This is a genomic window from Mucilaginibacter sp. P4_C11, from assembly GCF_056402115.1.
Genome location: NZ_JBFUIA010000028.1, coordinates 78077 through 100022, shown reverse-complemented (window position 1 = coordinate 100022; position 21946 = coordinate 78077). Strand labels below are relative to the sequence as shown.

Below are 21946 nucleotides of genomic sequence, written 5' to 3'. Positions count from 1 at the left end.
CTTACACCAGCGTGCTGCCGAATAAACAATTGCCCACATGATTTACACTTATATCGCTGTTTTTTATTCTGCTTGCCCCACTTTATTACATCCGTGCTCTTACAGGTCAAACACGCCTTTTTTTGACGATTTCATATAACAAAAAAAGCAAATTGAAACCGATTTCAATTTGCTTGATGTATATTCCTTTATTACAGTCGATTACAAATATTCTACCAACTATTTTTGGCAATTATATCATTTAAGGCCTCATTTGAATACTTAAAATGCCCCTCCTTGGTATTTGCTACACCAAAAAAATCACTGTCTATAATGTCGTTTATTGATGGCACCTGCGGCTTACTATAAGTTAAAGCCGCGAATCTATAGATATGTGGGCTACTTTCTTTATAAACGCTTGTACAAATGATGGCCTTATAATTACCATCAATGGCTTTAAAGGCAAAGGCATCTCCTTGGTTCATAATCATAGATCGAATTCAAATTTATTAATTTTACAGCTACGCGAACAAATCACTCGCCTTATGCTGCTCAATAATTACTTCACGATATTTGCTTAACAGGGCCGATTTGGATATAAAGCCGATGAATAAGCCATCCTTGGCTACCGGCAGCTGCCATACATCAATGGCATCAAAAGTTTCCATTACGCTGCTGGCTGGTTGTTCGTAATCAATTACTGCCGGTGGTACTGTCATAATATCGGCGATAGTCTCGTTGGCTATCTCCTGGTTAAACAGGCGCCTGCGTATATCATCAACCAGTACTACCCCTTCCAACCTTCCATCCTCTTTAAGTACCGGGAATATATTGGCATCGGTTACAGCAAGTATCTTATAAAAATCATTAACGGTAGTTTGCTTGTCAACCGCGGTATATTTTTTGTTGATAATGCTATCAAGCGATATCGCGTTCAGCATGCCATAATCCTGCCCGGGGTGAATATCCTTTTCGTGAATAAGGTGCTGCCAGTAAATATTGTGAGGTGATGACAGGCGCGATATGATGTAGGATATAGATGATACAATCATAAGCGGGATAAACAATACATACCCCCCGGTAATTTCGGCAATCAAAAATATGGCGGTGAGCGGGGCATGCATTACCCCGCTTAAAGCGCCGGCCATACCCACTGCTATAAAATTACTGGTATTTAAATGTATCAGCCCGGTAAGGTTTACCCCGTAAGCTACTGTTAATCCTAAAAAAGCCCCGGTAAACATGGTGGGCGCAAACGAGCCGCCGTTGCCGCCCGAGCCCAGGGTAATACCGCTGGCTATTATCTTCATAAAAACCAGCGCGATAATAAACACCAGCATAAACCATGGGTTCGACAGCCAGCCTGCAAAAAATGATTCGTCTTTAAGCGCATCAATGTTGCCGTTTAAAATAGCCTGCAGGTAATGATAGCCTTCGCCAAATAGTTGCGGAAACACTAAAATAATAAGCCCCAGGAACAAGCCGCCTAAAAGTGCACGCACATACCTGTTTTGCTTTTTTAAAATGCCCCCCTCCAGCTTACCCCCTACCTTATTAATATATATAGCCATCCAACCGCTAAACAGGCCCAGCAGAATGTAAAAAGGAATAGCCGTAACCACCCACCCCTCGGTAACCAGGTGAAATAATTGCCCCGAGTATAACAACTTGGATACCACAACCCCCGTTGCCGATGCTATAAGTAAAGGAATAAAAGTAGGGATGGTAATTTCGCCTATCAGTATCTCTAACGAGAACAATACCCCTGCAATGGGGCTGTTAAATACGGCCGCGATACCTGCCGATGCCCCCGCGGCCAGCAGTACTGTTTTTTCATAAGGCGTAAGCTTAAAAAACTTACCCACGTTTGAGCCTATGGCAGCCCCGGTAGCTACAATAGGCGCCTCTAAGCCTGCCGAGCCGCCAAAGCCAACCGTTAACGAGCTGGTTACAATATGAGAGTAAATGTTATTGAGGCGGATATTCGACCGGTTCTTTTTAATATTAGCCAGGATACTGCCTATCCCCTTTTGAATTTTATCCCTGTTGCCCAGGTGCTGCCAGGTTACCGCTAAAAAAATACCCAGCGCGGGCAAAAACACATAGGCTATATGATAATACAGGTGCGATGAAATATTACGACTTACATCCTCCATAAAGTGCACCAGGAATTTTAAGGCTATAGCTGCCAGGCCGCCAAAAAAACCAACAAACACACTACAATAAATTAAAAAGTTCCGTTGACTATTACGCCTGAGGCGCCAGCGATTTATTTTATAGGAGATTGTTTTTAACACGAATTTCACGAATTAGGTCGAATTAACACCAATTCCACCACACACTGCAAGTTATAAAATTTGATAATCATTCGTTAAAATTCATTCTATTTATAAAATTCAAACTTCATTAATTCGCGTCTACTCAATTCAATTCCTGCAATTCGTGTATAAAATTCGTGTAATTCGTGCGTATATTTGCCCATGATTTCTTCGCAAAGATATGATCAAAGGGGTGTATCCGCCTCTAAAGATGATGTACACAATGCCATTAAAAACATTGATAAGGGCATTTTCCCAAAAGCATTCTGCAAAATAGTCCCCGACATATTAACAAACGACGACGCCTATTGCAATATTATGCATGCCGATGGTGCGGGCACCAAATCGTCATTAGCTTATACCTACTGGAAAGAAACCGGCGACATATCTGTATGGCGCGGTATTGCCCAGGATGCTATTATCATGAACCTTGATGATTTGCTTTGCGTTGGCGCAACGGATAACATCCTGCTATCATCAACCATTGGCCGCAATAAAAACCTGATACCCGGCGAAGTAATTGCTGCCATTATAAACGGCACCGAAGAAATTTTAAGCGAACTGCGCGATGCCGGAATAGGTATTTACTCCACCGGCGGCGAAACTGCCGATGTAGGCGACCTGGTGCGCACTATCATTGTAGATTCTACCGTTACCTGCCGTATGCCGCGTACCGATGTTATATCAAACCACCGCATCCAGCCGGGCGATGTTATTGTGGGTTTGGCATCATACGGCCAGGCCACTTACGAAAAAGAATATAACGGCGGCATGGGCTCAAACGGCTTAACATCTGCCCGTCATGATGTGTTTAACAAAACGATCGCGCAAAAATACCCCGAAAGTTACGATTCGGCCATCCCCTATGACCTTATCTTCAGCGGCAGTAAAAACCTTACCGACCTGGTTGACATTGGCAATGGGCAAACCATAACAGCAGGCAAACTGGTATTAAGCGCCACGCGCACTTACGCACCTATTATAAAAGCTATACTTGATAAATACCGCAGCCAAATTAACGGCATGGTACATTGCAGCGGCGGCGCACAAACCAAGGTACTGCACTTTATTGATGAGTTGCATATTATCAAAGACAACCTTTTCCCTGTTCCACCATTGTTTAAACTCATTCAGCAGGAATCAAAAACCAGCTGGCAGGAAATGTATAAGGTGTTCAATATGGGCCACCGCATGGAGCTTTATGTACCTGCAGAGGTAGCACAGGATTTAATAGCCATATCGCAGAGTTTTGACGTTGATGCCCAGGTTATTGGCCGGGTTGAAAAAGCCGACACCAAAAAAGTAACCGTAACATCAGAGTTTGGGGTATTTGAGTACGAGTAGATGTGCAGATTTTAAATGTGCAGATATGCAGATGATGGATTTAGCTGGCACTACAATACTTCGTGTAGCCAAGTTTTTATAACCATTACTGTCTGCCACAAAAAAATATGATTTGAGTAGATTTAATTTTAAAAATCACTCCTTTATGCTCAGGTTCCTATCGGCACAGCCACCATTTAGCTTATGGATCATATTTTTGGCCGAAAACCTGCTGGTTACCGCAATGGCCCTGGCCTTTGGTTACCTTGTACTCAAACTTAACCGGAAGCCGGTAAAAACGGCATCGCGCAACGAGGTGTTGATTTGCCTGCTTACCAATTTAATTAATACAGCCATAACCTATGCCGGTTTCTGGCTTTGGCAGCATGGGTATATCGTGATGGGCTTTGCCATCAACCGGTTTATCCTGGTTGATTTTGTGGCTTTATTTATGCTGATGGACCTGGCCATGTTTATTTTCCATTACGCCATACATCACTCCGTCATTTACAAAGCCATTCATCGTTTCCATCATCATTATGCCGATCCCATCCCCATTGACCTTTTTGTACTGCACCCTGTAGAAACCGTTGGCTTTGGATCATTATGGCTTATCATAATCGCGGTGTTTAATTTTAATTTTTATGCGGTTATAATTTACCTCACCGTAAATGTGTTTTTTGGCATCATGGGGCATCTGGGTATCGAGCCTGTTCCGGCCCAAATCAGGAAAGCAGTTCCATTCAGGTACCTGGGCACATCATCTTTCCACCATGACCACCACTTAAACATCCATTATAATTATGGCTTTTACACTACTATTTGGGATAAGCTTTTCAAAACTTATAAAAATTAGCCAGAAATTAATCGCGTGATATCTATCGTTCACGAATTTTAAAGTCTATAAAAAAACCCGGCCAAAATTGGCCGGGTTTTTTTATAGTTAGGTGATATTAGTTAAATATATAACGTAAACCTAACTGAGCCTGCCAGCGTGAAGCCTGGCTGATATCGGCTTTGTATGATGATTGCAATGGCACTAAGTTAGTTGCATCAAGGTACGGGAATGAATATGTAGCTTGTTTTTGACCTGCTGCATTGGTCACAGTACCTATGTATTTGGTAACAGTTGATGAACCATTGCTGAAACCGGTAAATGAGTTTTGATATACACCCCAGTTACGGTTAAGTAAGTTACCAATGTTGATGATATCTAAAGATATTTCAATAGTGTTTTTCACTTTACCCGCAGTTACAAAGAAATCCTGTGCAATGTGTAAATCGGCTCTTTTAAAGGTTGGCAATATAGCGCCGTTCCTTTGAGCATATTCACCTCTGTGTTTGCTCAGGTATGGATCCTGGTTAATGAAGTTATTTAACTGGCTCCAAAGCTGATCTGCTGTACGTAAATCTTTAGCGTCATTTGGCACCAGGATAATGTCACCTTTGTTTTTAGGGATAAACATCAAATCGTTGGTAGCACCATCACCGTTTGGATCGCCCGAGGTAATGTACGATACAGCACCATTGTTAGCAGCTTCAAATATCAAACCAATGGTTGTTGCAGCATGTTTAAAGTACTCATGTTTGTATGAGAATGAAGCAATTACCCTGTTTGGCTGTACATATGAACTGTTTGAAAGGTTATCAGCATTTGGATTACCTGCTACATAACGTGTGCTCCAGATAGTTGACGCGGTTGAACCACCATCGTTAACATCTTTTGAACCTGTATGGGTGTAAGCTACGTTAGCATATAAACCGTTGCTGAAGCTTTTTTGTAACTGGGCAGTAACAAAGTATGAATAACCTTTGCTGGTGTTGGTCATGTAATACAAACCTGTAATAGCTGGGTTTGCAGCAGTTGCAGCAGCAGCGGCAGGAGTTGTATTTTTTGAATCGTAACGAATTTGACCTTCCGGACCAGCTAATGTTGAATAACCATCAGATAGTACCAGGTTTTGGTGGTAAATAGCGTTAACATCTTTAGTGTATGAACCTTCTATTGTAGCAATGATACCACCTGGCAATCTTTGATCGATAGCCAAATTCGACCTCCAGATTTTAGGATACTTCAATTTAGGGTTGGCTACATCTAACTCGTATGATGTGTTAGCAACTCCGGCACCGGCAGCCGGGCGGTTAGCGTTAACATCTGGGTTAAAAATCAAACGGGGATCGTTTGGAGTTGCACTTTTATTAACAGTATATGAACCAAATAACACACCGTTGTTTGATGCCTGGTTAGATACCCATACAAATGGAACCGTACCGGCAAATAAGCCTGTACCACCACGTAGTTGTGTAGTACCATCGCCAAACACATCGTAGTTAAAGCCTAAACGTGGTGATAATTGCACCCTGTTTTTAGGTAATATCGATGGATCAACATGCGTACCGCCCTGGAATGTTAAAGGAGGTACATTTGCATTTTGTTGTAATGTTGTTGGGAATACGTCATAATCAGCACGTAAACCGTAAGTTACCCTTAAGTTATCAGTAACATGCCATTTATCCTGTATGTACGCGCTATAAATAGAAGCGTTGATTTTAGCATAAGGGAATGAACCATCTGGCAATGCAGAGTTACGTGTTGAATACTGAGTAGCCGGTAAGCCATTCAGGAAATCGTAAGCCGAGTTGTAAGTATATAAGCCATTATAGTTTGGCGCAAAACCGTTGGTGTAACGTTGTGCCTGGCCTGTGATACCCACAGTAAACTCATGTTTACCTGCGTAATAAGTTAAATCATCAGAAAACTGAAGGATATTTGTGCTTAATAAGTTACCTGCAGTAAACAACTCATAACCAAAGCTGGTTGTAACAGCCGATGCAGTTGTTTCTTTACCTGTAGATGGATCATAAACACCATTACCGATATCAACCATTGGTATAGCAGCGCCGCCTAATGAAGCACGGTAATCGCGCAGGGCAGAGTAACCTGCAGTTAACCTGTTTGAAAATGAATTGCTGATACGGGTATCCAACTCGATAATACCAATGTTAAAGTTATTATTGATACGGTAACCTGAACCATAGAAAGGCAAAGTTGTAACACCTGGCGCACGGGTAGTATTGCTGATACCTGTGATACCTGAGTTACTTGCAGGTTGGTCTTTGTATGATTTCAAATAAAAATATTTAGCACTTAAAGTGTTATTTTTATTGATGTTCCAATCCAACTTAACCGTGATTTTATCGCTGTGTGTAGTATAGCTGTAACCCTGGTAAGCACCTGGATCATAGCTATATTTCGATTTCAGGTAATCAGAAATTGAGTTTAATGTTGCAGCATCTGCTTGTGATACAGTAGCACCACTTACACCTGGGGTAGCAGCTACATATGCAGTAGCCGGGTTGCTGATGCGTTCCTGCTCGCCTGATAAAAAGAAGAACAATTTATTTTTGATGATTGGGCCACCAATGCTTAAACCATCCTGGTGATAGTTAAAAGGCGTTTTGGCAACATCGGTAACACCTGCGTGGTAACCTGTAAGGCCTGTACTGCGGATGTAGTCATAAACAGTACCTTTAAATTCGTTGGTACCTGATTTTACTACAGTGTTAACACCAGCACCGGTAAAATTACCCTGGCGAACGTCATAAGGTGCAATATCAACCTGGATTTGGTCAATCGCATCTAATGAAATAGGCTGTGAACTGGTTTGGCCACCCAAAGTACCTGATAAACCGAATGAGTTGTTAAACAACGCGCCGTCAACCGTGATGTTGTTGTAACCGCTGCTACGGCCGCCAAAGCTTAAACCGTTTGCAGATGGAGTCAATTTAGTGAAGTCAGATAGTGAACGGTTAATGGTAGGCAAGCTTTCAATTTGCTGGCGGCTGATAGTTTCGCGGGCTCCGGTACGTGAAGAGTTAATTACTTTACTTCCCGAAGCAGTTATTTTTACTTCGCCCAAAGTAGCAGTGTTATCCTCAAGTGCGGCAGAAAGCTTTTGATCCTGACCGATAGATAACGTAATGTTATCCTGCTGATAAGTTTTGTAACCAATAAAGCTTACTTTAAAGGTATACGGACCGCCAACCCTTAAGTTGGGGATGTTAAACCGGCCGTCTGAACGGCTAACGGTTGCATACACTGTACCGGTTGGTACGTGTGTAATGGTTACAGTTGCACCCGGGATGGCACCTTTAGCATCGGTAACGATACCGTTAATGCTGGCGGTAGTAACCCCCTGGGCAGCCGCATTCCTGTTAATAAGGAATGTAAAACCGGTTAATAATAATAAAAGAAGTAAATGCTTCCTCATAAATTGCTTTTTTAATTATACTTTGAGTTAATTGGCAGCAAAGATAACTAATCCCCTCATTGTCAATGTTAAGTTTATGTTAACAATCTTTATATATTTTTCAACATAATGTCATAAAATCACATAAAATGCATAGTAAAAAGGTAGATTTAATGTAATATTTGTAATTATTTTGTTACTTTATCCTACACAAACATTAGGCTGTAAAAATAATTTTTTATCGCCCTGGTAAAATGTTCGGTTTTCTCATTTCGCCCCTTTTTACTTAGCTTTGCGCCTTTAAAATGTAGCCTCCTGCGTTTATCACACATCCGGCTATAAATCCGTTCAAAACAAAAATTTAGTTATCAAAGTATATCATTAAAAATATGGACTACGATTTAATTGTTATAGGGTCGGGCCCGGGTGGCTACGTAGCAGCTATCCGCGCTTCTCAGCTCGGTTTAAAAACTGCCATTATCGAAAAAGAATCATTAGGCGGCATTTGCCTTAACTGGGGCTGTATCCCAACTAAAGCCTTATTAAAAAGCGCCCAGGTTTTTGAATACCTTAATCACTCGCAGGATTATGGTATCAAAATAAACGGCACAGGCGAAGTTGATTTTGGCGCAGTTATAAAACGCAGCCGCGGCGTAGCCGATGGCATGAGCAAAGGCGTACAGTTTTTAATGAAAAAAAACAAAATCGAAGTAATAACCGGTTTTGGTAAATTAAAATCAAAGGGTGTTGTTGAAGTAAAATTAAATGATGGCAGCACTAAACAAATTACAGCCACCAGCATCATTCTTGCAACAGGTGGCCGCAGCCGCGAGTTACCAAATATAAAACAGGATGGCGTTAAAGTTATAGGTTACCGCCAGGCCATGATATTGCCAAAACAGCCAAAATCAATGGTTGTAGTAGGGTCGGGCGCTATCGGTATCGAGTTTGCTTATTTTTACAACTCAATAGGCACCAAAGTTACCGTTGTTGAGTATTTAGATAATATTGTACCGCTCGAGGACGAAGAAATTTCAAGAAACTTACAACGCATACTTAAAAAACAAGGCATCAACATCCTTACCAGCGCAAATGTGGAATCTGTTGACAGCACAGGCGAACTTTGCAAGGTAAACGTAAAAACGGCTACCGGTACCGAAGTTATCGAAGCCGAGATCGTTTTATCAGCTGTAGGTATATCTACCAACATTGAAGGCATCGGCCTGGAAGAAGTTGGTGTTAAAACCGAACGTGGCAAAGTATTGGTTGATGATTATTACAAAACGAATATTGAGGGCGTTTACGCCATTGGCGATATTGTAAAAGGCCAGGCCCTTGCCCACGTTGCATCTGCCGAAGGTATTATTTGCGTTGAAAAAATTGCCGGTCAAAACCCACATCCTTTAGATTATAACAACATTCCGGGTTGTACTTATTGCTCGCCCGAAGTTGCATCAGTAGGTTATACCGAAAAAGCAGCTAAAGAGGCAGGTTACGAAATTAAAGTTGGTAAATTCCCATTCTCGGCATCAGGTAAGGCAAGTGCTGCCGGCGCTAAAGATGGTTTCGTAAAACTGATATTTGATGCCAAATACGGCGAATTCCTGGGCGCGCACATGCTGGGCCTAAACGTTACCGAAATGATTGCCGAAGTAGTTACAGCCCGCAAGCTGGAAGCTACCGGTCATGAAATCATCAAGTCGGTTCACCCGCACCCAACCATGAGCGAAGCCGTAATGGAAGCTGCTGCTGCCGCTTATGACGAAGTAATACACTTGTAAGTCAAAAGTAAAATTCAAAAGTCAAAAATGCTTGTCCTTAGGGCATGGCGTATAAAAGTTAAAAGGTCGATAGTCATAAACTGTCGGCCTTTTAATTTTTTCTTTAATATTACGTCAGAAAGGCTTTTTTGACTTTTGAATTTCAATCTTGCTAATCGATTTTTGAATTTTGAATTTTGACTTACACTATGAAACTACACACCATCGATACCGGCTTTTTTAAATTAGATGGGGGTGCCATGTTTGGGGTGGTACCAAAAACCATTTGGAACAAAACCAACCCCGCCGATAGCAATAACCTATGCACCTGGGCTATGCGTTGCCTGTTGGTTGAAAATGGCAGCCGTTTAATATTGGTAGATACCGGTATTGGCAATAAGCAGGACGAAAAGTTTTTAAGCCACTATTATTTACACGGGGATGCTGCACTGGATAGTTCGCTTGCTGCGCTTGGTTTTCACCGCGATGATATTACCGATGTATTTTTGACCCACTTGCATTTTGACCACGTAGGTGGTGCAGTTGTGCGCGACGGCGAAAAGCTGCTACCCACCTTCAGAAACGCAACATACTGGAGTAACCCAAAACATTGGGATTGGGCAATAAACCCTAATGACCGGGAAAAGGCCTCTTTTTTAAAAGAAAATATATTACCTATACAGGAAAGCGGCCAGCTGAAATTTATAGATGCACAAGACGGGATCAACTTTGCCGATGGTTTTGATATCCGTTTTGTATCCGGCCATACCGAAGCGATGATGTTGCCCCTTATTAGCTACAAAGGCAAAAAAATACTTTACATGGCCGATCTGCTGCCATCGGTAGGCCACCTCCCGCTACCCTACGTAATGGCTTATGACATGTTCCCACTTACTACCCTTAAAGAGAAAAAACTATTCCTTACAGAGTCCCTGGAGCAGGATTACGTGCTTTACTTTGAGCACGACCCGATAAACGAGTGCTGCACACTGCAGCAAACAGAAAAAGGCGTCAGGGTAAAGGATACATTTAAATTGAGTGAGCTGTAACCATTCGTTCCTCTAAATAACACTTCTTTGGGTATACCCACTTAACGCCTCATTTAACATAATGCTACTCAGAACTCAGAACTCAGAACTCAGAACTCAGAACTCAGAACTCAGAACTCAGAACTCAGAACTCACAACGCACAACTACCTATACCCCGCCGCCTGCAAGTCAAATAACTCGGCATAGCGGCCGCCTTTCAGAAGCAGCTCTTCGTGGCTGCCAATTTCAACAAGTTCGCCTTTTTCCAGTACCAGTATCCTATCGGCCATCCGCACGGTGCTAAACCTGTGCGAGATGAGTACCGCCGACCGTCCTTTAGTAAGTTCGGCAAAACGTTCAAAAACATTGAATTCTGCGCGGGCGTCAAGGGCTGATGTTGGCTCGTCCAATATCAACAGCTGCGCATCGCGCATGTAGGCGCGGGCAAGGGCAACCTTTTGCCATTCGCCGCCCGACAGTTCAACGCCATCGGCAAAGCGCTTACCCAGCTGTTGGTCATACGCGCCGGGCAATTTGGCAGCCAATACATCGGCCAGGCTTTGGCGGGCCGAGTGTTCTATCAGTGGCCGGTTATCCTGTTCGCTTATTTTGCCAACGGCAATGTTTTGTGCAAAGCTCATTTGGTATCGCAAATAATCCTGGAAGATAATACCTACGTTAAGCCTCAGATCGGCCAGGTCATATTCTCGCAGGTCGATGCCATCTAATAATATGCGTCCCTCGGTTGGGTCATACAACCGGGACAGCAATTTAACCAGGGTGGTTTTGCCGGCCCCGTTCTCTCCTACCAGCGCCAGCTTTTCGCCGGGGTAAAGGGTAAAACTAAGATGCCTGTTGGCCCATTTGTCGGAGTTGAGGTACCTGAACCCAACATCCTCAAAAGTAAAGCCCTGTTGTATAGTTCCAGGGAATGGCAGGCCACTTACCGAAAGTTTAATTTTAGGTTCGATCTCAAAAAATTCAAAAAAATCGCGCAGGTAAATAGCACCTTGCGATACGGCTGTAAAGCGGGTAAGTATGCCCTCAAGCAAAGTCCTTAGCTGCCTGAACGAGCCTGCAAGAAAAGCCAATTCGCCTATAGTTACACTGCCTTTTACCGCGCGTACAATGATCACCACATAAGCCCCGTAGTAACCAAGGCTGCCCAGCATGGCAAAAAACGTACCCCATAAGGATCGGTTGATGGCCAGCCGTTTATTATCAGCATAAAATTTATTCGAAAGCTGCTTAAACCGGTTAATGATAAACCCCGAAAGATCAAAAATCTTCACCTCCTTAGCGGTCTCGTCGCTTGCGCCCAGGTAACGGATATAATCCAGTTCGCGCCGCTCGGGCGTTTGGCCGCGGGTAAGGGCGTAGCTTCGATCGTTAAAGTACGATTCGCCTAAAAAAGCCGGGATTATGGCTATCAGCAACAATATAATAAGCCATGGGTTAAATGTCATGAGCCCTACGGCCAAAAAGCCCATGGTAATTAAATCCTGCACCTGGCTCATTACCTGCGATAGTAATATAGTGCGGCCAACGGTTTGCTGCCGGGCACGCTCCAGCTTATCATAAAACACCGAATCTTCAAACTGGTCAAGATCAAGCGTGGCGGCGTGCGCCATAATTTTTACAGATGTATGGTTGCTAAATAAATCGCCAAGCAGGCTATCCATCAGGGTAATGGCGCGGCTTAGCGCATCTGTTAATATCGCCAAGGCAAACTCAATGCCCACCAGTTCCCAAAGCTGGGCCATATCTTTTACCTGGCTGTGGCTTATGGCAACTACCTTATCAATAATAAGCTTGCCAACATACAGCAAGCCAAGCGGCATGGCCGACCGGGCAATGCGCAAAAGCGCGTTAACTACAGTCATCCAGCGGTTGGTTTGCCATACCAGGCTAAAAAAGGCAGGCAGGTTGCGCAACGCGTCAAAACGTTCTTTTAAGGTTATTTTGTTGTCGATGGTGTTTTTGGGCGGGCGGTTGGTATTCAATATAAAATCTTTCTTTGTTTAATGTATTTAAACAAATTTACTCAATTGGTAAGGGATTAGCATACAGCGCCGGTATTTGTGAGGGGTGGATGACAATAGCTACATTTTATGTAACAGTTTAAGCCGTTGTATCAATTTATAGGATGATACAGCCCTTTTTATTTTCATTTGCGTTTGCAGGCACTCCAATATAATGGATAAAATAAAAATGACTAAAGCTGAACTGAGGACTATCAGCGCGGCATAATGCGGAACATTATTGTCGGCCAACATGGTATTGGCAATAATACCGCCGGTAATCAGTATCAAAACAGCGGCAGAACGGTTACTTAAAGCAAACCGGCAAACGCAGTTGCCTTCCTTAGTCACGGTATTAAAAATCAGCTTAGGCATAAACCTATCAAACCGCGACATTAAACGGGTATAATTGATGTTGTTTTTAACTATCTGCTTCGCAAAAAATTGATTAGCCGTCTTGGGTTGAAACCCAACCAGACTTTGCCGTTCTTCAGAAACCTTAGCTAACGCAGCTTCCAGTATAGCTTCATCTTCTGCGTTAAATGTAACTTTTTTAAAATAGACCATCTTTTTATAATCTAAATATAAAATAAATCGGCGCCATCTGCCACACAGAAAAATAAACCTCTATTTTTGCCGCCATCATGAGCACTTCACTACAAAACAAATTCGACAGTATAATTTTTGATTTGGATGGCACCCTTTGGGATAGCACCGCAAACGTGGCGCTGGCCTGGCAACACGCCATTAACCAGGTTGATTATTTGAACGAAGACATGACTGTTGACCGTGTAAGATCAATTACCGGCATGACCTATGATGCCATATTTGATAAGCTATTCCCCACCCTGAGCGATGAACAGCGTAAGGAAGTGCAAGCCCTGTGTGCTGTAAGCGAACTGGAAATATTGCATAAAAAAGGTGGCGAGCTTTACCCCAAGCTGGAAGAAACACTGAAATACCTGGGCACAAAATACAAGCTATATATTGTGAGTAACTGCCAAAGTGGATATATTGAGGTATTCCTGGATTTAAATAACATGCACCCTTATTTTCTGGCGCACCAGTGCTTTGGCACCAAAGGCAACCCCAAGGCAGATAATATTATAGATATCGTGAACGATCATGGCCTTCAGGCACCTGTATATGTAGGCGATACCATGGGCGATTACACATCGGCAACAAAAGCCGGTGTACCATTCATTTTTGCAAGCTACGGTTTCGGGGTTGTGCCCGATGGTATGGTGGCTACAGTGGATAGTTTTGCTGAACTGACCGAGCTTTTGTAACTACAACCTGCTCCGGTTTTTTACCCAATTACTTGGTTCGGCAATAACATTAGCCGCCACAATAGCTTTCTTGTTGCCAAGCAATTGTTCCATCAATATTGCGGCAATCTTAGCTTCCTGTTCATTCCCGGTTTGTAAATCCTCGGGGCTAAAGTATTTTTTTACAAAATGGGTGTCAAAATTGCCCGATGTAAAAGCCTCGTGCTGCATTACAAATTTGCCAAAGCCCAATGTGGTGGTGATTCCGGTTATCTGGTATTCGTCAATTGCCCTTATCATGCGTTCTATGGCTTCGGCGCGGTCTTTGCCATAAGTTATCAGTTTAGCTATCATCGGGTCGTAATAAATGGGGATTTCCATGCCTTGCTCAAAGCCATCATCAACCCTTACTCCCGGCCCCTTTGGCGTTATATAAGTTTGCAGGGTGCCAATATCCGGCAGGAAATTATTGGCGGGGTCTTCAGCATACACCCTTAGTTCCATGGCATGGCCGCGTATTTGCAAATCCTCCTGTTTAAAACTGATAGGCAAGCCGCGGGCTATGTTAATTTGCTCCTTTACAAGGTCAATCCCGGTAATTAGTTCTGTAACCGGGTGCTCAACCTGCAGCCGGGTATTCATCTCCAGGAAATAAAAATTGAGCGCGTCATCCATAATAAACTCCACCGTACCGGCACCTGTGTACTTTACGGATCGGGCTACATCAACCGCGCATTTGCCCATTTGTTCCCTTATGGCCGGGGTAAGCACTTTTGAAGGTGCTTCTTCAATCACCTTTTGATGGCGGCGTTGTACCGAGCAATCGCGTTCAAACAGGTGCACAATATTACCATGAGTATCGCCCAGAACCTGGATCTCGATATGCCTTGGCGACGAAACATACCGCTCAATAAATACCGATCCATCGCCAAAGGCCGAAGTAGCTTCGGATACAGCTAACTGCATTTGCTCTTCAAAGTCACCGGGGCCGTCAACTATACGCATGCCTTTACCACCGCCACCGGCGGCGGCCTTTATTAATATAGGAAAACCAACTTCAACTGCCCGTTTTTTTGCCTCGGCTACATCGGTTATTGCCTCTTCGGTACCGGGCACCATGGGGATATTGTACTTAAGCGCCGCTGCCTTGGCCGATAGCTTATTGCCCATAATCTCCATGGCTTCGGGCGATGGCCCTATCAAAATAAGGCCTGCCTGGCGTACCAGTTTTGCAAAAGCTGCATTCTCGCTCAAAAAACCATAACCGGGGTGTATGCCCTCGGCGCCGGTTTTTATACAGGCCGCTATAATCTTTTCGCCAACAAGATAAGATTGATTAGACGGGGCAGCGCCAATATGAACAGCTTCATCAGCATACCGCACATGCAATGCATCACGATCAGCATCCGAGTAAACCGCGACAGTTTTAATGCCCATTTCGCGTGCGGACCGCATTACCCTTAAGGCTATTTCGCCCCGGTTGGCTACCAGTATTTTTTGCATAAAACAAATGTAACTGATTTAACGGTTAGCAGCCGGAAATTTTTAGGTATTGCTAATACTTATTAAGGACAAAAAAACATGGCGTATAAATAATATCAGGTAAAGAATTTACATACCTAAAAACCGGGGCTTTTGAGTTCATTCGACACTAAACAACCAATGCCCGGTATTTAAACTGAGCCTATTTGTTTAACTTAAAAGTATGAAGAGACACTAACCGGACAATTCGCCTCAGCGGTTACCTGCCAGACCGATCAAGCCTGTAGCTTTTACGACTACAGCGATAGCAAACGTAGTGTTTAAGCGGCAACCAAAAAAACAGCGTTTTAACCAACGCTCCTCTTTTTATACGGGATATACCTACATTTCCGCAGCTACGGCAACGCAAATCCTTTTGCGAAGCTAAAGGTTTTATTTTTACAATGTTGTCAATGCCGTTTTTTGCATCTAACTCGGCTGTCATATCGTTTATTTATTAAGGGGTACTTACAAGCCCTAAAATAAATAATTTTTATGAATTTTTTATGAATATTGAAAGGAGTATTAAAAAAGGGCTTTTTTAACTTATTGCGTACCTATTTTCAGCTTGTTGTTTAAATAATAAAGGCCTGTGATTGATGTCACAGGCCTTTATATCAAATTATTCCTTTTTATCAGGCGCAGGTGTACCTGCCGGTGGCGGACCAGGCTGACCGCCTGGAGGAGGACCACCCGGACCAACACCCGGAGCGCCCGGAGGAGGACCGCCCGGACCACGGCCGGCCGGCAATGTTACTTCGGGATGCGCCGAGCCGCGGTGACAACTGTAGCAGTTGACACCTGACTTTAACGTTAAGCCTAATGAATCTTTTTTGGCATCAAAATATTTTTCGTTGATTTTGTTCATCATCTTGAACATATCGCGGGCCATTTTCTTCTCCGGCTTGGCATCACTTGCCCAGTCCATTTGTTTTGCAGCTTCATCACGTACGTGGCAAAAGTTGCAATGTACGCCCAAAGAGTGCTCCCACTCATCCATTACACCGTGAAGTTGATCTTTAGTAATGTTTTTGGGCAATACCTTCAGGTTTTTCCAACCCGGCTCATCCGCCTTTTTGGGCGTCATCGATGTCATGGCACCTACTACCACTACCGACATTAAACCAAGGGTAACTAATATTTTTTTGTTTACCAGCATAATTGTCATATTTAAGTCATCTAATGTAGATATTAAGTTTGAATGTTACAACTTTTAAAATAACGATTAATTGGTAACTTTTTAGATACAGAGTGGTAGATGTGCAGATTTCAAATGTGCAGATATGCAGATGATGAATTGATGGTTTACTCCATTACTCTAATTAACTTTTTATGCGATTAACTAATTCCCAAAATCTGTACATCTAAATCTTCCTTCAAAAATTTGCATCTGAAATCTGCATATCTGCACATTTAAAATCTGCACATCATCAAAGGCATAATTTCTCGCTGATAGCCCAAAGTTTGTCGCGGGCAGCGGTATCTGTGGCGATGGCAGATGTTTTGGCAATTTTTTTCTTTTTGAAATAGCCTCCGTTATATTTATCAAGGCGTGGTGCGGTTGCCAGGAAAACGGTAGTTGCGGCGCCTTGCTGCGCACTGACCATAAACGGACGGATGAGGGTGGTCATCAGTTTGCCCAGCCCTTTAAAATCATCCCAAAAATGGGTATTAACCACACCAGGGTGCAATGAAAAAGCGAGAATACCTTTATTTGCAAATTTTGACGCCAGCGATTGGGTAAAATAAATATTGAACAATTTATTCATCCCATAAACTTTCCAGGCATTGTATGAGCGCTCGTATTGCAAATCATCAAACTGCGGGGTACCGCGCTTATGCGCTTCTGAGCTAACGTTGATAATACGCGCCTGCCCTTTTTGCAGCAGCGGCATTAACAGGTTAGTTAACAAAAAATGCCCGAGGTGGTTAATAGTGAAGGTTAATTCAAAACCATCTTTACTTAGCGCGCGTTCGGCAAAAATACCTCCTGCATTGTTAATGAGCGTATTGATAGCAAATAACTTGCCGGATAATTCGGCGGCGGCATCGCGCACGGTTTGCAAATCGGCCAGGTCGCATTTAATAACGTGCACTTCCTTGTTCCCGGTTTCGTTAATTAAATAGGTTTTGAGTTCCCCGCCTTTGTGTGTGTTGCGCACCAACAGATAAAGCGAATGCCCCTGCCGGGCCAATGAAAGTGCGGTTTCTTTTCCGATGCCTGATGTGGCACCCGTAATAACAGTGGTTTTTATTGCCATTCCCCCCAGCCCCCTAAAGGGGGAGCTTTTGATTGGCAAGATAGAGGTTTTTCCTTAAAGAATGAGTTTTAAAACCCTCCCCTACGGGGAGGGTTGGGTGGGGTTTACTTTTGCATCACCATAACGCCGTTCATCAGCAGGGTGCTGCCGCCATCGGCTACTATGTTGTAAACTTTTTGGATACCGCCGCCATTTTCTGTTTTTTGAAGTACAGTAAAGGTCTCGTATTTACCGGTTTGCTCGTTAAGGCAAAGCACTTCCTGGCCGGTAGTAATCTCGCCCATTTTCAGGTTGCCTTGTTTGGTAAGCATCGGATGGTTTGGCGTGGCCTGCAATACTTTGGTATTCAGGTTTACCAACCGGCCTGCTTTAGTATTTTTAACATCAGCAGCAACAAGTACCAGGCGTGTTAATGCGTAATTTTTTGCTTCGTGGGTGGTTAACTCCTTTACCTTTACTACCGAACTTTTATTGGTAGCCGGGTCAATGGTAATTACTTCATCGCCACTTTTAATAGCGCTCAGCATTTTTTTGCCACCGTTGGCCATTGTTACCATTTCGTCACCAGGAAAACAGATATCGTTTCCGTAAGTGGCCGATTCTTCCTTCATATCCTTACCACCATTCAGCACTTTATATTGCTGAAAACTCAGCTCTTTCGACAGCACATAGGATAGCTTCAGGATAAAATTGGTTTCTACTTTATTAATGTTATCAATATCTAAAAAGTACTTTTCCCATACTTTACCATCAGCGGTAAAATCGGGCACCAACGCTTTGTATAGTTTACCTTTCTCGTTAGTATAAAATACCATCAGCCCAATTTCCTGCATGCCTTCTTTAGCTACCAGTCTGTATATATCCACGCGTTTTTTTAGTCCGTCAGATCCGGTGATGAAATAAGGTTTCCGGTTTTCGTATCTGTCAAGAACATAAGCATTCTCGAACTTTACATAAGTATCCTTATCCAGATCGGAAATGGTAAAAGTTTGTGCTTTGTTGTACTCATCCATAGTAAGCGGACGAGGATTAACCGCCGCTGTTGTTTGCGCACGGCTTAAATAAATAGAACCGGTTAAAAGTATTGTTAATGTTAGTTTACGCATAAAGCCCCCTCTAAATCTCCCCCTTCAGGGGGAGATTTTAATTTTGTCAGTATTGTTATTAAAGTTCGATGAATTTAATTTTTAAAGCCCTCTCCCTTTAGGGGAGGGTTTGGGTGGGGCTGTTAACTTAGTTGTTTAAACGCCTCGGCAAAGGCTTCCATTTCGTCCATGCGGCCGATGCTTACGCGGCACCACTCTTTGCCGTTAAACTGCCAGCTGCGTACACCTACGCCGCGTTTCATCATTTCGGTTACAAATTTTTTGCTGTCCATTTTTAAAGGGAACATCACAAAATTGGCTGATGACGGAATGTATTCGTAGCCTTCCTTTTTCAACACCGAGTATAAATACTCTTTTGATGCCAGCGTTTTTTCTAAAGCTTCTTTCAAAAATGCCTCCTCGCGATAACCGGCAATAGCGCCGGCAATGGTTGTAGCCGAAAGGGAGAAGCCTGTTGTATAATTAGATAAAGCTTTAACAGTATCTGGCTGAGCCACGATGTACCCGCAGCGCAAGCCAGCAAAACCATATAGTTTAGAGAATGTACGGGCAACTATAATATTGCTACCAGCTTTCATGGTACTTATCATCGAGGAACCTTTTGGATCGGGCAGGTAATCTATGTAGGCTTCATCAACAAAAACAGTTACTTTTTTAGATACCCGTTCGCAAAATGCTTTTAATTTGGCGGTATCCAATATTGTAGCCGTTGGGTTATTAGGGTTACAGATATAAACCAGCCCTGTGTTGGCGTCAATTTTGGCCTCCATGGCGTCCAGGTCAAGTTTATAGTCGGCTGTCAATGGTACTTTAACCCATTTGCCTTCCAGTCTTTCGGCATGCGATGGCAGGTCGTCATAAGATGGATCGCCGGTGATGATACTTTTTCCCCCCTTGCTGTAATACATGGCGGCAGCCAGTAATAACGGCGATGAGCCGGATTCCATCAGGATGTTACCGGAAGAAATTCCTTCGTAGTTGGCAATTTTATCATAAAGCATCCCCATTGATTGCATTGGGTATTGGTAACCCAGGTCGATAGCTTCCTGGATTGCTTTTTTTGCTGCGGGCGACGGGCCAAATGGATTTTCATTGGCCAGCAAGCGGGCCTTTAATACCGGTGGTGCATCTGCTATGGCATCCATATCGGTAAAGCGTTTAGCCAGTGGGGCCAGTTTTTTAGCAACCGGCATAGCGGCCACCTTGCTGATTGTGCCCGAAAAGAAGGCCAGTCCCCCGGCCATAAGTGCGCTGGACTTGATCCAGTTTCTGCGGTTAAGTGAGTTTGCCATGGTTTTAAATTAGAATCAAGAGTTAAGAATCAAGAGTCAAGACGAAGCTGCCTTTACTCTTTCTCCAATTATAGTTTATTCGTTATTATTAAATTATTCGTTCAGATATCGGTGCTGCAACATAATCTTTCGTCCTGCAATCAAAAAGTCTTAACTCTTGATTCTTGACTCTTGATTCTACCCTCCCCCCTATTTCTGAACCGGATAGCTTACCCTTCCCTCGGTTACCCTGGCATGCAGGGCAGCAACCGTGCTGCGGGCCGATTCAAATGCGCCGGCCATCCATGCGTTAAGATAGGTTAGGTGTTCGCCGGCAAAGTATACCTGCTTATCGGGCTTTAATAGTACCGGGTATTGTGTTTTGCGCGTTTCGGTGCTGTAAACAGCCCATCCGCCTAAATTGTACTTTGTTTTGTGCCAGCTAACTGAAAACGACCCTTCAAATTCCTTATCATATTGGGGGTGGATAAGCCTGCCTTTTTCCAGCGCAAACTTCTCACGATCGGCATAACCTAAAGCGCCGATTTTCTGGGCTTTTTCGTTAAAATTGTAATATCCAATTAAGATACCCTTTTTTCCTAAATAATCATAAGATGGGTAAAAAATTTGTGTTAAATCGTTGTTGGTGTGGGTAATACCACCATAAATACGCTCATCTTCTTCCCAAAACCTGCGTTTAAACTGCAAACCTATTTTACCGGTTTGTATATAGCCGATATAATCGATAGCCCGGCTAACATCACCTGAAAAATTGTTGTTTACGTTGCTTAAAACCGGTAGCGGCAACGTGCAAATACACATATCGCCGGTTAACTCATGAACGCCTGTGGCATCTTTATAAGTGATTTTTACCCCTTCGGCCAGGTTATTGATCGAAGTAACTTCGGCACCCATTTTTACGGATGGCGCCACCTTTTTTTCAAGGGCTTTGGCAATCTGATCCATTCCGCCTACAGCCTGGAACATGGTCATCTGCAGTTCGTAGGTGTATTCGGCCACATTGTAAAAATCAGGATCCATAAGCCCCGAGTGCAGGATATCGGCCAGTTTATGCGGCTCGGCAATTTTGCCCGGCCGATCTCCCGCCCCCGGCGATTCGGTATACCCCCTCCTGGCTGATGCCTTGTACAGTTTGTCTATATCAAGGCCTCCTTCGGCTTGCAGGTAGGCGATAATCTTTTCGCCATCCTCTTTGGTCATCGTGCTATCCAGGCCTCCATGATCGATGCTTTTGGCCAGCATTTCGGTCATATAACCGCGGATATCGTTATGAATTTCGCGTACACGGACTTTTTTGTTAGAGAGCGGACCTTTGCCTTCGGCAAAGTAATAAGCACCTTCATTAACGTTGTTGTATACCTGTATGGGTACCCCCAGCTCTTTACAGTAATGTAGCGTTAACTCATGATGATGCGGAATACGCGAAGGGCCGGCGTTAAAGTAAAGGCCATCATCAAATTTGGCAGTAACGCCGGGTTTGTCAATCTCCTGGTTGGTTGCGCCATTGCGGATACTCCAGCAACGGCCACCGGTACGCTGGCGGGCTTCCAATATGGTGCATTGATAGCCTAATTTATTAAGCTCATAAGCGCAGGTCATGCCGGCAAGGCCTGCCCCTAATATAATAATATGTTTGCCCTTGCCATCACCCTCCAAATTAAAGGCGTGCGCGGGAGCGGGTTTTAGCATGCCCAGTGCCAACATAGCGGGATAAGCCCCACCGGCCAGCATAGCACCCTTACCCAGAAAATCTCTGCGGGTAATTGTTTTCAATAAGATCAGCTTTTATGTTTTACAATTATGTAAGGCTTAAAGATA

The 21946-nt window shown here is 43.5% G+C and carries 18 protein-coding genes; 5 read left to right on the top strand and 13 right to left on the bottom strand.

Translation table 11 applies throughout. The features are described 5' to 3' along the window. The 3 genes from AC1DU2_RS22995 to AC1DU2_RS22985 all read right to left on the bottom strand — a co-directional run. Positions 1–110: IS1/IS1595 family N-terminal zinc-binding domain-containing protein (locus AC1DU2_RS22995; RefSeq protein WP_477368435.1), on the bottom strand; the 110-nt coding region annotated here is incomplete at its 3' end. A 102-nt stretch (positions 111–212) separates the two neighbouring features. Beyond that, a complete protein-coding gene (locus AC1DU2_RS22990; protein WP_477387182.1) occupies positions 213–464 on the bottom strand; it encodes a hypothetical protein in 252 nt (83 codons plus the stop codon). A 36-nt stretch (positions 465–500) separates the two neighbouring features. Then, positions 501–2195 (bottom strand): chloride channel protein, encoded by a 1695-nt coding sequence (locus AC1DU2_RS22985; RefSeq protein WP_477361528.1) that lies wholly within the window; start codon positions 2193–2195, stop codon positions 501–503. Positions 2196–2459: 264 nt separating this feature from the next. Between AC1DU2_RS22985 and AC1DU2_RS22980 the strand changes: the two genes are divergently transcribed. After that, positions 2460–3641 (top strand): AIR synthase related protein, encoded by a 1182-nt coding sequence (locus tag AC1DU2_RS22980; protein WP_477361527.1) that lies wholly within the window; start codon positions 2460–2462, stop codon positions 3639–3641. 145 nt (positions 3642–3786) lie between these two features. Further along, on the top strand, positions 3787–4476 hold the full coding sequence (locus tag AC1DU2_RS22975) for a sterol desaturase family protein (protein WP_477387180.1): 690 nt from the start codon (positions 3787–3789) through the stop codon (positions 4474–4476). 97 nt (positions 4477–4573) lie between these two features. Here AC1DU2_RS22975 and AC1DU2_RS22970 read toward each other — a convergent pair whose 3' ends face one another. Further along, positions 4574–7891 (bottom strand): TonB-dependent receptor, encoded by a 3318-nt coding sequence (locus AC1DU2_RS22970; protein ID WP_477387178.1) that lies wholly within the window; start codon positions 7889–7891, stop codon positions 4574–4576. Between the two features lie 368 nt (positions 7892–8259). Between AC1DU2_RS22970 and lpdA the strand changes: the two genes are divergently transcribed. Together lpdA and AC1DU2_RS22960 are read left to right on the top strand one after the other, a co-directional pair. Further along, on the top strand, positions 8260–9651 hold the full coding sequence (lpdA, locus tag AC1DU2_RS22965) for a dihydrolipoyl dehydrogenase (protein WP_477387176.1): 1392 nt from the start codon (positions 8260–8262) through the stop codon (positions 9649–9651). Positions 9652–9839: 188 nt separating this feature from the next. After that, positions 9840–10679 carry an MBL fold metallo-hydrolase gene (locus AC1DU2_RS22960; protein WP_477387173.1) on the top strand — a complete coding sequence of 280 codons (840 nt, stop codon included), beginning with the start codon at positions 9840–9842 and terminating at the stop codon, positions 10677–10679. Positions 10680–10823: 144 nt separating this feature from the next. Here AC1DU2_RS22960 and AC1DU2_RS22955 read toward each other — a convergent pair whose 3' ends face one another. Together AC1DU2_RS22955 and AC1DU2_RS22950 are read right to left on the bottom strand one after the other, a co-directional pair. Next, a complete protein-coding gene (locus AC1DU2_RS22955) occupies positions 10824–12662 on the bottom strand; it encodes an ABC transporter ATP-binding protein (RefSeq protein WP_477387171.1) in 1839 nt (612 codons plus the stop codon). A 99-nt stretch (positions 12663–12761) separates the two neighbouring features. Continuing rightward, on the bottom strand, positions 12762–13247 hold the full coding sequence (locus AC1DU2_RS22950; RefSeq protein ID WP_477387170.1) for a hypothetical protein: 486 nt from the start codon (positions 13245–13247) through the stop codon (positions 12762–12764). A 77-nt stretch (positions 13248–13324) separates the two neighbouring features. Here AC1DU2_RS22950 and AC1DU2_RS22945 point away from each other — a divergent pair, with 77 nt between their 5' ends. Continuing rightward, complete coding sequence (locus AC1DU2_RS22945; protein WP_477387168.1) at positions 13325–13969, top strand: HAD family hydrolase; 645 nt, start codon at positions 13325–13327, stop codon at positions 13967–13969. On the opposite strand, the gene accC is transcribed toward AC1DU2_RS22945, so the two are convergent. From accC to AC1DU2_RS22910, 7 genes are all read right to left on the bottom strand, one after another. Beyond that, on the bottom strand, positions 13970–15451 hold the full coding sequence (gene accC, locus AC1DU2_RS22940; RefSeq protein WP_477361511.1) for an acetyl-CoA carboxylase biotin carboxylase subunit: 1482 nt from the start codon (positions 15449–15451) through the stop codon (positions 13970–13972). It lies immediately after the preceding gene. Positions 15452–15689: 238 nt separating this feature from the next. Further along, the gene (locus tag AC1DU2_RS22935) at positions 15690–15914 is read right to left on the bottom strand and encodes a hypothetical protein (RefSeq protein ID WP_477361509.1); all 225 of its coding nucleotides are present in this window, start codon (positions 15912–15914) and stop codon (positions 15690–15692) included. A 177-nt stretch (positions 15915–16091) separates the two neighbouring features. Then, positions 16092–16628, bottom strand: a complete 537-nt coding sequence (locus tag AC1DU2_RS22930) for a c-type cytochrome (protein ID WP_477387166.1) — start codon at positions 16626–16628, stop codon at positions 16092–16094. Positions 16629–16899: 271 nt separating this feature from the next. Further along, positions 16900–17730, bottom strand: a complete 831-nt coding sequence (locus AC1DU2_RS22925; protein WP_477387164.1) for an SDR family NAD(P)-dependent oxidoreductase — start codon at positions 17728–17730, stop codon at positions 16900–16902. 104 nt (positions 17731–17834) lie between these two features. Beyond that, complete coding sequence (locus AC1DU2_RS22920) at positions 17835–18836, bottom strand: Hint domain-containing protein (protein WP_477387161.1); 1002 nt, start codon at positions 18834–18836, stop codon at positions 17835–17837. A gap of 122 nt (positions 18837–18958) precedes the next feature. Next, on the bottom strand, positions 18959–20128 hold the full coding sequence (locus tag AC1DU2_RS22915; protein WP_477387159.1) for a pyridoxal phosphate-dependent aminotransferase: 1170 nt from the start codon (positions 20126–20128) through the stop codon (positions 18959–18961). A gap of 189 nt (positions 20129–20317) precedes the next feature. Further along, positions 20318–21901, bottom strand: coding sequence for a flavin monoamine oxidase family protein (locus AC1DU2_RS22910; protein ID WP_477387157.1), 1584 nt, complete (start codon positions 21899–21901; stop codon positions 20318–20320). Between the last annotated feature and the right edge of the window lie 45 nt (positions 21902–21946).